This is a genomic window from Rhizobium terrae (genome assembly GCF_003425685.1).
In the GTDB taxonomy this organism is placed as follows: Bacteria; Pseudomonadota; Alphaproteobacteria; order Rhizobiales; family Rhizobiaceae; genus Neorhizobium; species Neorhizobium terrae.
On the sequence record NZ_QJKM01000001.1, the window covers coordinates 41113 to 54909 of the forward strand.

A 13797-nucleotide genomic window follows, 5' to 3' on the forward strand; every position below is an offset into this window, starting at 1 on the left:
GACGGCAGGTTTCACGGCCGCCGCCATCAGATCGGGCGGTCTGACCGCTGCAAAACTCGTCAGGGTGAGGATGTTTCCATCCCTTCACCCGCTGTCACCGTCGATGAGGGACATCGGCCAGAGTTTCCTGCGCACTACCTCAGGATAAAGGTGTCCGTAGGCGGGCATGGCCGACAGCAGGCTTTCGGCAAGCGCGATGCCGAGGTCTCTCAGAGAGAGCTCGAAGCCCGTTAGGCTTGGCGAGAGAAATCGTGCCTGCGGGCTTCGACGGCCGATAATGGCGATGTCAGGGCCCGGTCGAAGGCCAACCTCTTCGAGGCCATGATATAGCCCCGTCACCAGGGTCTCGTTGACAAGGATGATGGCAGTGGGCGGCTTAGCGCTGTCTTTGATCTGCCGGGCGACCGCATAACCTCCGGCTTCGTTCGGATTGGCGCGGAAAATGCACTCCTCGGCAAGCGTCAGCCCGTGTCGCGCCAAGGCTTCCCGGCAGCGTTCGATAAAGACATAGCCGAGATTGAGATCGCCGTGCGGCCAGACGAAACCTATGCGGCTATGCCCGGCCCGTGCCAGGCGCTCGATCGACATCTCCGCCATGCCTTCGAAATCCAGATCGATCCATGGCTGACCGACATCGGTGAGGCTTCGCCCCAGCGTGATGAAGGGAATCGAATGCCGTGCCAGAAATTCGAAACGGGCGTCGTGGCGACGCGTCGCCGACAGGATGATGCCGTCGGCAAAACCGCGCGCCACCATCCGCTTGAGATAATCGTCCGGATCCTCCTCTGAAGAGCAAAGGAGGGCGACGAGATCGAGCTTGTGGCGGGCCAGCACGGTCTGGACCCCATCAAAGACGCTCATGAAGAAGATATCGCCCTGGCCGGTGATTTCCCGGCCGGTCTGCATCATGAAGCCGATCACTCCGGTCGAGCCCTTGCGCAGCGCTCGTCCCGACTGGTTGGCGACATAGCCGAGCTGCTCGGCGGCCTCGAGGACACGCCGGCGCGTTTCCTCGTTCACGTCCGGCTTGCCGTTCAAGGCGCGCGAAACCGTGCCGATCGAAATATCGAGATGTTCTGCCAGCCGCCGAATGCCCTTCATCAACTCCGTCCTACCAGACCGTAATCGTTTTCGGAAATCCTATTGACAAAGAACACGACCTGTAAATAGGATCGTAAACGTTTACGGAAGCCGATGAAGGAGCATCGGACCGTCAGCGAGGAGGATATCGTGACATTGAAGGCCGTTCTATGCGGATGCGGAGCCATGGCGCACGGCTGGGTGCGGGCGTTGAAGGCGACGCCGAGCCTCGCCGAGACCGTCGAGATCGCAGGGCTGGTCGATCTTGATGCCGGAGTTGCGCAGGCTCTCGCAGAGGCTTTCGACCTTACGGGCGCGCTTGTCGGGACTGATCTCGATGTGATGCTGGAAGAGACCAGGGCCGATCTTCTCTTCGACGTCGTCGTACCCGCTGCCCGCAAGGCCGTCGTTGCCGCAGGCCTCAAACGCGGCTGCCACGTGCTCAGCGAAAAGCCGATGGCCACCTCACTCGGTGAAGCGAGAGAGCTCATCGCACTTGCAAAAGAGGCGGGGCGGATCCATGCCGTCGTGCAGAACCGCCGCTTCATATCCGGCATTCGGCGGATGCGCCGCTTCGTCGAGAGCGGGGCGATCGGCGAACTGACCGGCGTTCACGCCGATTTCTTCATCGCCCCGCATTTCGGCGGCTTCCGGGAGCAGATGGACAACGTGCTTCTGCTCGACATGGCAATCCATACGTTTGACGCTGCCCGTTTCGTCAGCGGAAAGCACCCGCTGTCGGTCTATTGCCTTGAATCAAATCCGGCCGGTTCCTGGTATGCCCATGGCGCCTCGGCGAACGCGGTATTCAAGTTTTCCGAAGATGTGGCCTTCACCTATCGCGGTTCCTGGTGCGCGGAAGGGCGCCGCACGAGCTGGGAAAGCGCCTGGCGGTTGGTCGGCTCCAAAGGCATGCTGACCTGGGACGGCGAGGAAATCTTCGAGGCGACAATTGCCGCCGAGGAGCAAGGGCTGTTGCGCGGTTACCGGCCGATCGATGTGCCGCCGGCTCCCCATGAGGCGGAGACACACGGCCATGCGAGCGTGATCGCTGACTTTCTCGACGCGATCCGTTCCGGTCGTTCGCCCGAAACAGCGGGCTTCGACAACATCAAGAGTCTCGCCATGGTGTTCGGCGCTATCGAAAGCGCGCGCACCGGCCAGCCCGTCGCCATTCAAGCATGAGGATCGAGCGCATGAGCAACCCGGCAAAATCTATCCGCATCGGCACCATGATCCGGGCTACCAAGGGCGGCGCGGCCGAACGCATCGCCCAGATCGCGGACATGGGTTTTGAAAGCTTTCAGCCTTTCTTCTGGCAGACGACCAACGGCCAGGATCTGGCGGAGCTCGGCAAGCGCTGCCGCGACGCCACCGGCGATCGCGACATCACCATCCAGGCGCTCGGCATGTTCGGCAATCCGCTGGAAGAGACGGATATCGACCTGCAGACGCTGCAGGGCTGGAAGGATTGCATCGACAATGCCCATCATTTCGGCGCTACCTGCGTTGCAGGCTTCACCGGAAGATTGCGAGGACGGCCCATACCGGAAAGCCTGCCGCGCTATCGGCAGGTCTGGAGCGAGCTCGCAAAGCGCGCAGCAGACAAGGGCGTCAAGATCGCCTTCGAGAACTGCGCGATGGACGGCAACTGGCAGACCGGCGACTGGAACATCGCCCACAACCCGGATGCCTGGGAGCTGATCTTCAACGAGACGCCGGACGACCATATCGGCCTCGAATGGGAGCCGTGCCATCAGATGGTCTATCTGATCGAGCCTCTGCCGCAGATTCGCAAATGGGCATCGAAGATTTTTCACGTGCACGGCAAGGATGCAACGATCCGCCGTGACGTCATCCGCGAGCATGGCATTTTCGGCAAGCATCCGTTCGTCTTCATGCGGACGCCGGGTTTCGGCGACACCAACTGGACCGACGTCATCTCCGAACTCAGGCTCGCGGGCTGGTCGGGTTCGATCGATATCGAGGGATGGCACGATCCCGTCTATCGGGACGAGTTCGAAATGACCGGCCAGGTTCACGCACTGAATTATCTGAAATCCTGCCGGGGCGGCGATTTCGTGGCTGATCCCGTCTGATGCAACCGCTCGTTCGTGTGACCTGGAGGAGGCCGCATGGCGAGCATAACCTGAAGGAGGAGAGCATGGGTATTCGCAAATTGGCCGTGATCGGCGCGCTCGCACTCGCCAGCGTATCGGCGCTTTATACCTCGGCCCGTGCCGAGGATGTAAAAATCACCGTCTGGTCGCTTGACCGCGACATTCAGCCGGCCCCGAACCTTATCAAGGACTTCAACAATCTGAAGACCGGAATTACGGTCGAATACCGCCAGATCCAGTTCGACGACGTGGTGAGCGAGGCGATGCGCGCCTATTCGACCGGCCAGGCGCCGGATATCATTGCCGTCGACAATCCGGAACATGCGCTGTTTTCGTCACGCGGTGCGTTCCTCGACCTGACGGACATGATCGCGCAGTCGAGCGTCGTGAAGCCGGCCAACTATTATCCCGGCCCGCTGAAATCGGTGATGTGGAAGGATCGCTATTTCGGCGTGCCGAAGGCGACGAATACCATCGCGCTCTACTACAACAAGGACATGTTCAAGGCGAAAGGGCTCGACCCTGCCAAACCGCCGCAGACTTGGGCCGAGCTGGTCGATACGGCCCGCAAGCTCACGGATCCGGCAAAGAACGTCTACGGCATTACCTTTTCCGCCAAGGCGAACGAGGAGGGGACCTTCCAGTTCCTGCCCTGGGCGCAGATGGGCGGCGGAGGCTATGACAAGATCAACACGCCCGGTGCCGTGAAAGCGCTCCAAACCTGGAAGATGATTATCGACGAGAAGCTGGCGTCTCGCGATACGCTCACCCGCAGCCAGTGGGATTCGACCGGAACCTTCAATTCGGGCAATGCGGCCATGGCGATTTCCGGGCCCTGGGAGCTGGACCGGATGGTGAAGGAGGCCAAGTTTGAATGGGGCGTCGCGCTGCTGCCGCTTCCGGAAGCCGGCGCGAAGCGCTCGTCTGCCATGGGCGACTTCAACTGGGCGATCTTTGCCAATACCAAGCATCCGAAGGAAGCCTTCAAGGTGCTGGAATATTTCGTCTCCCAGGACAATCGGATGTTCAAGGATTTCGGTCAGCTTCCGGCGCGTTCCGATCTTGCCATCCCGCCCACCGGCCAGCCGCTGAAGGATGCTGGCCTGAAGGTCTTTCAGGAACAGCTGAAATATGCCCAGCCGCGCGGGCCGCATCCCGCCTGGCCAAAGATCTCGAAGGCGATCCAGGATGCCATCCAGGCCGCCCTGACCGGCCAGATGAGCGCCCAGGAGGCTCTCGATCAGGCCGACAAGAAGATCAAGGCCGTGCTTGGGTAAGCCATCGAGCCGGCTTGTTGTGAGGCAGGCCGGCATCTAGCCTCTCCTCCCGGCCGGGGTCGTTGCGCTTGCCGCGCGGCTCCGGACCGGAAGGCGGCGCCGATCCGGAGGTTTCATGAGAAGATTGCTTCTTTCCATCCGCGACGGGCGTGGTTTCGATATCGGCCTCGTCTCCGTGCCGCTTGCCTTCCTGTTCGCAATGGCCGGCCTGCCACTCATCTACAACATCGTGATGAGCTTTCAGGAAGTGGACATGTTCAGCTTGGGCACCTTCGCGCGGCCGTTCGTCGGCTTCAGGAACTACGCCACCCTTTTCTCGCTGCCCGAGACCTGGCCGATCCTCGGAAATACGGCGATCTTCGTGGTCGCATCGATCGCCGGACAATTTACCATCGGTTTCGCGCTGGCGCTCTTCTTCTGGACCGGTTTTCCCGGCTCGTCATGGCTGCGCGGATTGTTTCTCGTTTCCTGGGTCATGCCGGGCCTGGTCGTCGGCGCCATCTGGAATTGGATCCTTTCCGGCGACTTCGGCGTGCTGAATTATATCCTCCGGGAGTCGGGGCTCGTTTCCGGCAATATCTTCTGGCGCTCCGATCCCGACTTTTCACTTTGGGCCGTGGTCATCGCCAATATCTGGCTCGGCATTTCCTTCAACATGATCCTGCTTTCAGTCGGCTTGTCGGCCATCCCCCAGGACCTTTACGAGGCGGCTGAGCTCGATGGCGCCAATGTCATGCAGCGGTTCTACACTATCACCCTGCCGATGATGCGCTCCACGATCGGCGCGATCATCGCGCTCGGGCTGATTTTCACCCTGCAGCAGTTCGACCTCTTCGCCGCGATCACCGCCGGCGGTCCCAACAATTCGTCCAACGTCGCGCAATATTGGGCCTGGGATATGTCCTTTAGACAGTATGACTTTGCGCAAGGGGCGACGATCTCCGTCATCATGATCGTCTTCGTGATGATCGCGTCCGTCGTCTATGTCCGCTCGACGCGGCATGAGGTGCGCGGATGAGCCTTGCCTTGCGCGACAAGTTCATGCTGGTGGTCGCGGTTCTGCTGGCGGCGGTCTACCTCTTTCCACTCTACTGGATGTATGTGACGGCCATCAAGACAGGGTCTGCGATGTTCGCCTCGCCGCCGTCTTTCTGGCCCTCCGATCCGCAATGGGGGATTTACGGTTCCGTCTGGGAAAGCCGCAATGTCGGCCGGTATCTCTGGAATTCCCTTATCATCGCTTCCGGCGCCGTCTCGCTGATCGTCATCCTCGGCACGGGTTGCGCCTACGTGCTGGCGCGCTATCGCAACGTCTGGGTGGATATCGGCCTGTTCCTCATTCTCATGCTGCAGGTCCTGCCGGCTTCGCTGATGATCACGCCGATCTTCGTCGGCTTTTCGCAGCTCGGTTTGTTGGATTACCCCCGTGTCGCCGTCATCCTGGCGATCGCGGCCAAAAGCATGCCCTTCTTTGTGGTGCTGGTCAGGGCGACCTTCATGAGCGTGCCGATGGAACTGGAAGAGGCGGCGCTGGTCGACGGCAATTCCCGCTTCGGCGCTTTCTTTCACATCGTCCTGCCGCTTGCCCGCAACGGTATTCTGGTCAGCGCCATCCTGATCTTCATGCAAGCCTTCGGTGAATTCGTCTATTCGAAATCGATGATCCAGGCGATCGAATACCAGCCGGCGAGCGTCGGGCTCAATTCCTTCATGGGACCGAACACCAACGAATGGAACAACATCATGGCCTATGCCGCAATGTATGTGACGCCGATCCTTGCCATCTTCGTCCTCTTGCAACGCCGGATCGTTTCCGGCTTGACGTCCGGAGCCCTCAAATGACCATGCATCAGATCGAACTTTCGGGGGTGAACAAGTATTACGGAGCCTATCATGCGCTGCGGGACATCGACCTGAAGATCCGCAAAGGCTCATTCGTCGCTCTCGTCGGCCCCTCCGGTTGCGGAAAATCCACGCTGCTGCGTTCGCTCGCCGGGCTAGAATCCATCTCCGCCGGAGACTTGGTCATCGCCGGCGCCCGGATGAACGGCGTTCCGCCCCGCAAGCGGGACCTTGCCATGGTCTTCCAGTCCTACGCGCTGTACCCGCACATGACGGTCGAAGAAAACCTGACCTATAGCCTGCGGATGCGCGGTGTCGGCAAGGCGGAGGCCAGGCGCAAAGCACAGGAGGTGGCCGCCACGACCGGGCTTTCAAACCTTCTTGGGCGTTATCCGCGCGAACTCTCGGGTGGCCAACGCCAGCGTGTAGCGATGAGCCGGGCAATCATCCGCAACCCGAAGGCCTTTCTGTTCGACGAGCCGCTGTCCAATCTCGATGCCGCCTTGCGTGTCCATATGCGCAAGGAAATCCGCGCGCTGCATGACCGGCTGGGGGCGACATCCGTCTATGTCACGCATGACCAGATCGAAGCGATGACCATGGCCGATCATGTGGTGGTCATGCGCCAAGGCGTCATCGAGCAACAGGGCGCGCCGCTTGAACTCTATGACCGGCCGGCAAACCAGTTCGTGGCGGGATTTATCGGTTCGCCGGCCATGAATTTCGTACCTGCTCAGGTGGGAGCGGACGGGCGCTCCGTTGTCCTCGATCTGGGTACGCCTCATATCGTGGCGTTGACGAAATCCGTTGAGGCCCGTCGTACGTTGATTGTGGGAATCCGCCCCGAGCACCTTCAGCTTGCAAGCGAGATGGATACGGCGCTCCGCTTGCCGGTCGGAAATGTCGAAAGCACCGGCGCAGCTACTTACGTCACCACCGCGACGCAACCGGAACTGATCATCGTGCTGAACAACCGCGTGTCAATTCGCCGTGGAGAGACGCTTCCGCTTCATCTCGATCCAACTCACCTGCATCTTTTCGATAAGGAAACACAGATACGTTTGGTATGAATTGTTCAGCTACCTTCGCAGAGAAGGTCACGGCAAACGGCTATATTCCGCCATCACTTCACTGCCTTGCCTCCGCCGAAAGGCGTCTCATTACCTCGGCAAGCTGTGCCCGGTCTTCCGGGTCGAGCCGCGGCAGGCCCGGAATGCGCACCTCCCCGACGGTAAGACCGGTTATCAAGGCGAATGCTTCCTTCACGACGGTGACGTTTGCGCCGTTGCGATATTTGGTGCGCATCCGTTCGAATGGCTCGATGATCGCGACGATGCGGCGCGCCTCTGCAAAATCGCCGGCTTCCAGAGCCGCATGCACCGCGAGCGAGAAATGCGGCGCGACATTGACGAGGCCAGAGGTGAAGCCGCGGGCGCCGGCAGCGGCGAAGGAGGGCGCCCAGCTTTCCGCCAGGCCGCAGACGAACAATGCATGGTTCGGGTCAGAAGCGGTGATCGATCGGGACAGAAGCAGGATGTCGGTCGTCGCGAACTTTATGCCGGCGATGTTCGGGTGGCCTGCGAGCCTCAGCATGTCGTCGACGGTGAAGCCGTCGGCGCGCACATAGGCGACTATCGGCAGCGGCGAGGTTTCTGCCAGGCGGCGGAAATAGTCGATCTGCGCGGCGGGTGCGGCGAAGGGATCGACTGGCTGATGGGACATGACGGCGGAAGCGCCCATTGTCTTGGCCGCTTTCGCCATGCCGATCGCTTCGCGGAGCGACCGGCCAACGGCAGCGGTCACCGGTGCCCGCCCGTCAACGCCTGCAATTGCCGCTTCGGTAACCCTTGCAATTTCGGCAAGGGTAAGCGTAGAACTCTCCGGTATTGCCGGCTGCAACGATGTTGTGGATGCCGGCTTCCGCCACGCGGGCATAGATGGTGCGGGTCGTGACGGCATCGACTTCACCGTCCTTGTCGTAGGCGGTGATCGGAACGCCGGAAATTCCAGTCAACGTCTTTCGGAAATCCTGGATATTCATGTGACCTGCCCTTCAGATCGCGAAACGGTGTTCCGGCAGGCCGCGCACACCGGTCTCGAAAGCGTAGAGTGTGCCGTGCTCGAAAGTGCCGTTGTTGTCGGCCGAAAGCGTGGTGACGTAGATTGTGGAAAAATCCGGCCCGCCGAAACAGGGCATGCTTGGGCCCTTGGCCGGCATCCTGTAGGCCTCTATCACCTCGCCGCTGGGTGAAATCCGGTTGAGCCGGCCGCTCTGCTGTCCGGCGCTCCAGTAGAAGCCTTCGGCGTCCACCGCCGCGCCGTCCGGTCGTCCTTCCTCCGGCATGAAATCGTGCAGCCGTCGCGGTGCGCTCGTGACGCCTTGGTTCGGGTCGAAATCGAAGATTTGTGCGTAAAGGCCGCTGCTGTCGGAATGGTACATGGTGCGCCCGTCCGGGCTCCATGCGAGGCCGTTGGAGGTCATCAGATTGCCGTCGAGGACGGTTTCGAAGGAACCGTCCGGCTTCACCCGGTAGAGCCGGGCATTGCCTGTCTGCGGCACGCCCTCGTCACGCGTGCCGACCCAGAAGCAGCCATCCGGGCCGGCCTTGCCGTCGTTCAGCCGGCTATCGGCGCGCCCATTGTCCGGGTTGCAGAGCAGCTTCATCGAACCGGTCTTCGGGTTCAGGATGTGCACACCGCTTTCGAGAGCCACCGCGATATCGCCACCTTCGCAGAGCGCCAGGGAGCCGATTTTCACCGGCATTTCGAACCTATTCACCTGGCCGCCGGCACGCAGACAGATCGCCGCCGGGGCGAGAATATCCACCAGCCAAAGATCGCCGGTGCGGTCGTCCCAGGTGGGGGATTCTCCGACCTTCAGAGGAAAGTCGATGACACGGCGCGTTTCGGGCGTAATGATCTTCGTGTCGCTCATTGGAAGGCGTCCCTGGAAACAACCAGTCCGTTTTCGTCCCTCAGCCGGATAATCCCGTCATGGTCGCGATCGCAGAAGCCGCCGCCCTGGAAGAAGGCTGCGACAGGGCTCTCGACGATAGGCTCAGGGCGCAGATGATCGCGCGTATAGTCCTGCGGCCGATAGCCCAGCCGTTCGGCAAGCTCGTCCCTCCACCAGCCCGCATCGGTACGCGACATGCCGTAGACCACGGCGGCTGCGATATCCGGATGGGTGAGGCCGATCTTTACCAGCTGGAAGAGATCACGGGCACTGATCCAGATAGCTGCAGCGCGTTCGCTGTTGGGATAGGGGCCCGCGTTACCGATGCGGATCGACAAAGTGCGGATGCCAGCCTTGTCGTAATAGAAGCCGGCGACCATTTCACCCCAGCATTTCGACAGGCCGTAACGGGTGTCGGGTCGGGGCACGTCGAGCGGCGTGATCGTCCGGGAGCGCGGGTAGAAGCCGGTCGCGTGGTTGCTGGAGGCGAAGACGACGCGGTTTGTGCCGTTCGCTCTCGCTGCTTCGTAGACGTTGTAAGTACCGAGAATGTTGGTCGGCAACATCTCGTCGATATCGAATTCCCGCGGCAGTCCGCCCAGATGGATAACACTGTCCATGCCATCGAGCGCCACGCGCATTGCGCCGGCGTCGGCAAGGTCGCCTTCGAAAAAGCTTTCGTTCGTCGCGAGGTTCTGCGCCGGCTTGATGTCGATCAGCCTGATATGCTCCACCTCGGGGCGTAGAAAACCTCTAAGCTGCGTCGCGATGTTGCCGGCGCCGCCCGTTATCGCAATCCGTTTCAATATCCCTCCTCGCGACGCCTCCCCGCGTCACACGAAATCGAAGGTCTCCTAACCTCCCACGCCCTGAAACATGCGAGCGCGCGCATTCAGAATATGGATCTTCATGGCGTCGTGGGCGGCCGCTTCCTGCCGCGCCAGGATCGCCTCGACTATGGCCTGATGTTCGTCCTGCACGATGCGCACATGCAGGGGTGTGCGCTTGAGGCTGAGGCTGCGGGTCAGCGACATGCCTATCGTAAAATGTGGCCGGAACCAGTCGCGGACCGTGACGTGGAACTGATTGCCGCTCGCAGCCGCGATCGCGTCGTGAAGTTCCTGATCCTCTTCGGCACCGAGTTCTCCGATATCGAGACAGCGTTCCAGAGCGGCAAGCTTTGTAAGGATGCGAATGCGGTCATGGGCCTGCCAGTTGCGGGCCGCCAGTTCGGCAGCCTCGGCCTCCAGGCCGGCCCGGAATTCGAAAAATCGTTGCACGTCGGCCAGTGAGCCGACCGGCACATGCTTCAGGACGGAGGAGTCCGGACGCTGCCGCACATAGGAGCCGGAGCCCTTGCGCGAGACGATTAGCTGGTCGGTGCGTAACCGCTCCAGCGCTTCGCGTACCACCGGCCGTGAGGCGCCGAACATCACCGCGAGATTGGGTTCCGAGGGAAGCCGTTCGTTGACGGGAAAACGGCCGTCCGCGATCATGCCCACGATTTTTTCGTAGATGATGTCGCTGAAACGAGGCTCCGCCTTGGTGGCCGCTATCACGCCGGATTGGTCCATCAACGTCCCTTTTCAATTCTCCATTCGCGAAAGGCCTGTTCCGCTTCCGCTTCCGGCGGGTAGAGACCGAAAATACTGTCTCCCGCCCTCACGCGGTCCTCGACGAAATCTTCAAACGCAGTTTGCTCGAAGGCCTCGTCGGCGACCTCTTTAGCCATCGTGGCGGGAATGACAACTACGCCTTCATCGTCTCCAACGATAACGTCGCCCGGATAGACCGGAACATCGCCGCAGCCGATCGGCTGATTGAGATCGAGCGCATGGTGGCGGATGAGGTTGGTCGGCGCGGACGGCTCGGCATGATAGGCGGGGAAGGGAAGTTGGGCGATATCCGGTGTGTCCCGAAAGCCGCCGTCAGTTACGACGCCTGCGGCCCCGCGCTTCCAGAGTCGGGTCATCAGGATTGCGCCGGCCGAGGCGGCGCTCGAATCCTTGCGGCTGTCGATGACCAGCACGTGGCCTTCCGGGCATTCCTCGATCGCCCGGCGCTGTGGATGACTGCGCCCGACAAAAACGCCAGTGTGGTCGATATCCTCGCGCGCCGGAATATAGCGCAGGGTGTAAGCTGGTCCTACCAGCCGCGGCGCATCCTTATTGATCTTGTGGACCCCGCGGATGAAGACGTTCCGCAGACCACGTTTCAGCAGGACGGATGTCAGCGTCGCCGTCGAAACGCCCTTCAGTTTTTCGCGCGTTTCCTCGCTGAAAGTCATGCTTATCCTCCCACTTCGGCATGCCTCTTTACCGCTAGAACTATTTAAGTTGTAAAAATCTGTCAATACTTGTAATCATCTGAAAAGCGGCCTATGGTCCGTTTTGCCGATGGGATGGAGGTCCGCGGCGGCTCTGGCGAATGGGAACCGCCATCAGTCGTTGCCTATGTCGGCTCGGTCTTGCATATGGGAGGAGATCAATGCGCGACGACGAAATCATGTCTTCCGGCGTGAGCCGCCGGACGTTTCTGGCAGGCGTGAGCGGGGCGGTTGCCCTGTCTGTTGCGGGCGGCATCGCCAGGGCTGCCGGCACCAAGGAGGCTCCGCAGCTTGCGGCGCTGGTGAAGGACGGCAAGCTTCCGGCGCTGGCCGATCGCCTGCCGCAGAACCCTCTGGTCGTGAAGCCCTGGGAAAAAGTCGGCACCTATGGCGGCACCTTGCGCCGTGGCCTGCGCGGTTCTTCGGACCATAACGGCATTCTGCGTATGGTCGGAAACCAGGGCCTTGTCCGCTGGAACCTCGAATTTACGCAGGTTCTGCCGAACCTTGCCGAGAAGTGGGAGGCCAATGCCGACGCCTCGCAATTCACCTTCCATCTCAGAAAAGGGGTGAAGTGGTCCGACGGCCATCCGTTCACGGCAGACGACGTGGTCTTTGCGATCGAGGATGTCGTCAAGAACAAGGAGCTTTACAGCGCGACGCCGGCGCAGATCCAGGTGGGCGGCAAGCCCGTCGTGGTGGAGAAGATCGACGATTACACCGTCAAGTTCACTTTCGCGGCGGCCAACGCCCTTTATCTCGAAAACCTTGCCACTCCGCTTGGCCAGCATCCGACGCTGTTCGCCAAGCACTACTGCAGCAAATTCCTGCCGAAATACAACCCGAAGCTCGCGGACGACGTAAAGGCGGCTGGTGCAGCGAACTGGCCCGATCTCTTCCGCGCCAAGTGCGGCGATATCGAAATCCCACAGCGATGGGGCAATGCCGAGAAGCCGGTTCTCGATCCCTGGATGATCAAGGAACCCTATTCGGGCGGCGCGACCCGCGTGGTGATGGTCCGCAACCCTTATTTCTGGCAGGTGGATACGGAAGGCAGCCAGCTTCCCTATATCGACGAGTTGAACTTCGGCATCTCGCAGGATGTCGAGTCGCTGATGCTGAACGTCATCTCCGGCAAGCTGGACATTCAGGAGCGCCACATCAACTCGCTCTCGAACAAGCCCACCCTGTCGCAAAATACGAAGAAGGGCGATTACCGCCTGCTGTCACTGGTTCCGTCGGCGGCGCAGCAGTGCTCGCTGTATCTCAACATGACCCATAAGGATCCGGTGCTGCGCAAGATCTTTGCAGACAAGTCGGTCCGCCAGGCTTTGTCGATGGGCATCAATCGCCAGGAAATCATCGACATCGTCTATTTTGGCCAGAGCGAAAAATACCAGACCGGCCCGCGTCCGGGGCATCCCTGGCACCATGAGAAGCTGGCACGCCAGTTCACCGAATACGCGACCGACAAGGCCAATGCGATGCTCGACAAGGCCGGCCTCGACAAGAAGAACGCCAACGGTATCCGCCTGCGGCCGGATGGTCAGCCCTTCTTCTTCGCGGTCGACGTCATCCCGACGCTCTATCCCGACCTCGTCGACGTGCTGGAACTGGTGAAGGCGCATTGGGCGAAGATCGGCGTGGACATGAAGGTCAACACGATCGAACGCGCGCTCTACTACACGCGCGGCGACGACAACGCCCATGACGCGCAAGTCTGGCCGGGTCCGGGCGGTCTCGACCCGATGCTCGATCCGCGCGATTTCTTCGCCTTCCATCCTCAGGGGTCGCGTTACGCCATTCCATGGACGCTCTGGTACACATCCAACGGCGCCAAGGGCGAGGAGCCGCCGGAAAGCCAGAAGAAACGCTTCAAGCTATTCGACGAAGCCCGTTCCACGGCCGATGTCGACAAGCGCGGCGCGATCATGAAACAGCTCTTCGACATCGCTGCGGAAGAGTTCGAGGTCATGGGCATCTGCCTTGCCGTCGGCAGCTTCGGCATCATCCGCAACAACCTGCGCAACGTGCCGGAAAAGCAGCCGGACAGTTGGTCGTGGCCGAATCCCGGTCCGGCCCTGCCGCAACAGTTCACGTTTACGAGCTGATCTGTCTTTGCCGTGCCGCCGCTTAACCAGCGGCGGCACTCCACCACTGCAATTGCCTGTCAATATGAGGCGGCAGCCCTCGGGC

General features: G+C 60.9%; 12 protein-coding genes and 1 pseudogene. 7 read left to right on the top strand and 6 right to left on the bottom strand.

Features of this window, described 5'->3' with window-relative positions; all coding sequences use genetic code 11:
• Positions 1-84: 84 nt before the first annotated feature.
• Positions 85-1101 (bottom strand): LacI family DNA-binding transcriptional regulator, encoded by a 1017-nt coding sequence (locus DMO26_RS00170; RefSeq protein ID WP_117189993.1) that lies wholly within the window; start codon positions 1099-1101, stop codon positions 85-87.
• 129 nt (positions 1102-1230) lie between these two features.
• On the opposite strand from DMO26_RS00170, the gene DMO26_RS00175 reads away from it, so the two are divergent.
• The 6 genes from DMO26_RS00175 to DMO26_RS00200 all read left to right on the top strand — a co-directional run bounded on the left by DMO26_RS00175 (position 1231) and on the right by DMO26_RS00200 (position 7389).
• Entirely contained in the window at positions 1231-2265 is a 1035-nt protein-coding gene (locus DMO26_RS00175) for a Gfo/Idh/MocA family protein (protein WP_117190486.1), read from the top strand.
• 11 nt (positions 2266-2276) lie between these two features.
• Positions 2277-3179, top strand: a complete 903-nt coding sequence (locus tag DMO26_RS00180) for a sugar phosphate isomerase/epimerase family protein (RefSeq protein WP_117190487.1) — start codon at positions 2277-2279, stop codon at positions 3177-3179.
• A 65-nt stretch (positions 3180-3244) separates the two neighbouring features.
• Positions 3245-4477 carry an ABC transporter substrate-binding protein gene (locus DMO26_RS00185; protein ID WP_117189994.1) on the top strand — a complete coding sequence of 411 codons (1233 nt, stop codon included), beginning with the start codon at positions 3245-3247 and terminating at the stop codon, positions 4475-4477.
• Between the two features lie 115 nt (positions 4478-4592).
• Positions 4593-5495, top strand: a complete 903-nt coding sequence (locus DMO26_RS00190; protein ID WP_117189995.1) for a carbohydrate ABC transporter permease — start codon at positions 4593-4595, stop codon at positions 5493-5495.
• Positions 5492-6319 (top strand): carbohydrate ABC transporter permease, encoded by an 828-nt coding sequence (locus DMO26_RS00195; RefSeq protein ID WP_117189996.1) that lies wholly within the window; start codon positions 5492-5494, stop codon positions 6317-6319. The genes DMO26_RS00190 and DMO26_RS00195 overlap by 4 nt, the downstream gene beginning before the upstream one ends.
• Positions 6316-7389 (top strand): ABC transporter ATP-binding protein, encoded by a 1074-nt coding sequence (locus tag DMO26_RS00200; protein WP_117189997.1) that lies wholly within the window; start codon positions 6316-6318, stop codon positions 7387-7389. The genes DMO26_RS00195 and DMO26_RS00200 overlap by 4 nt, the downstream gene beginning before the upstream one ends.
• 58 nt (positions 7390-7447) lie before the next feature.
• On the opposite strand, the pseudogene DMO26_RS00205 reads toward DMO26_RS00200, so the two are convergent.
• From DMO26_RS00205 to DMO26_RS00225, 5 genes and pseudogenes are all read right to left on the bottom strand, one after another.
• A pseudogene (locus DMO26_RS00205) lies at positions 7448-8360 on the bottom strand (dihydrodipicolinate synthase family protein).
• A gap of 12 nt (positions 8361-8372) precedes the next feature.
• A complete protein-coding gene (locus DMO26_RS00210) occupies positions 8373-9254 on the bottom strand; it encodes an SMP-30/gluconolactonase/LRE family protein (protein ID WP_117189998.1) in 882 nt (293 codons plus the stop codon).
• On the bottom strand, positions 9251-10081 hold the full coding sequence (locus DMO26_RS00215) for an NAD-dependent epimerase/dehydratase family protein (RefSeq protein WP_117189999.1): 831 nt from the start codon (positions 10079-10081) through the stop codon (positions 9251-9253). The genes DMO26_RS00210 and DMO26_RS00215 overlap by 4 nt, the downstream gene beginning before the upstream one ends.
• A gap of 48 nt (positions 10082-10129) precedes the next feature.
• Complete coding sequence (locus DMO26_RS00220; protein ID WP_117190000.1) at positions 10130-10849, bottom strand: FadR/GntR family transcriptional regulator; 720 nt, start codon at positions 10847-10849, stop codon at positions 10130-10132.
• On the bottom strand, positions 10849-11562 hold the full coding sequence (locus DMO26_RS00225) for a ribonuclease activity regulator RraA (protein ID WP_117190001.1): 714 nt from the start codon (positions 11560-11562) through the stop codon (positions 10849-10851). The genes DMO26_RS00220 and DMO26_RS00225 overlap by 1 nt, the downstream gene beginning before the upstream one ends.
• Before the next feature lie 200 nt (positions 11563-11762).
• On the opposite strand from DMO26_RS00225, the gene DMO26_RS00230 reads away from it, so the two are divergent.
• Complete coding sequence (locus DMO26_RS00230; protein WP_117190002.1) at positions 11763-13712, top strand: ABC transporter substrate-binding protein; 1950 nt, start codon at positions 11763-11765, stop codon at positions 13710-13712.
• Positions 13713-13797 lie beyond the last annotated feature (85 nt).

What these genes read in the sequence shown, in the direction of transcription:
- DMO26_RS00170 (WP_117189993.1), bottom strand. Translation starts at nt 1,101, where the DNA reads ATGAAGGGCATTCGGCGGCTGGCAGAACATCTCGATATTTCGATCGGC.
- DMO26_RS00180 (WP_117190487.1), top strand. Translation starts at nt 2,277, where the DNA reads ATGAGCAACCCGGCAAAATCTATCCGCATCGGCACCATGATCCGGGCT.
- DMO26_RS00185 (WP_117189994.1), top strand. Translation starts at nt 3,245, where the DNA reads ATGGGTATTCGCAAATTGGCCGTGATCGGCGCGCTCGCACTCGCCAGC.
- DMO26_RS00190 (WP_117189995.1), top strand. Translation starts at nt 4,593, where the DNA reads ATGAGAAGATTGCTTCTTTCCATCCGCGACGGGCGTGGTTTCGATATC.
- DMO26_RS00195 (WP_117189996.1), top strand. Translation starts at nt 5,492, where the DNA reads ATGAGCCTTGCCTTGCGCGACAAGTTCATGCTGGTGGTCGCGGTTCTG.
- DMO26_RS00200 (WP_117189997.1), top strand. Translation starts at nt 6,316, where the DNA reads ATGACCATGCATCAGATCGAACTTTCGGGGGTGAACAAGTATTACGGA.
- DMO26_RS00210 (WP_117189998.1), bottom strand. Translation starts at nt 9,254, where the DNA reads ATGAGCGACACGAAGATCATTACGCCCGAAACGCGCCGTGTCATCGAC.
- DMO26_RS00220 (WP_117190000.1), bottom strand. Translation starts at nt 10,849, where the DNA reads ATGGACCAATCCGGCGTGATAGCGGCCACCAAGGCGGAGCCTCGTTTC.
- DMO26_RS00225 (WP_117190001.1), bottom strand. Translation starts at nt 11,562, where the DNA reads ATGACTTTCAGCGAGGAAACGCGCGAAAAACTGAAGGGCGTTTCGACG.
- DMO26_RS00230 (WP_117190002.1), top strand. Translation starts at nt 11,763, where the DNA reads ATGCGCGACGACGAAATCATGTCTTCCGGCGTGAGCCGCCGGACGTTT.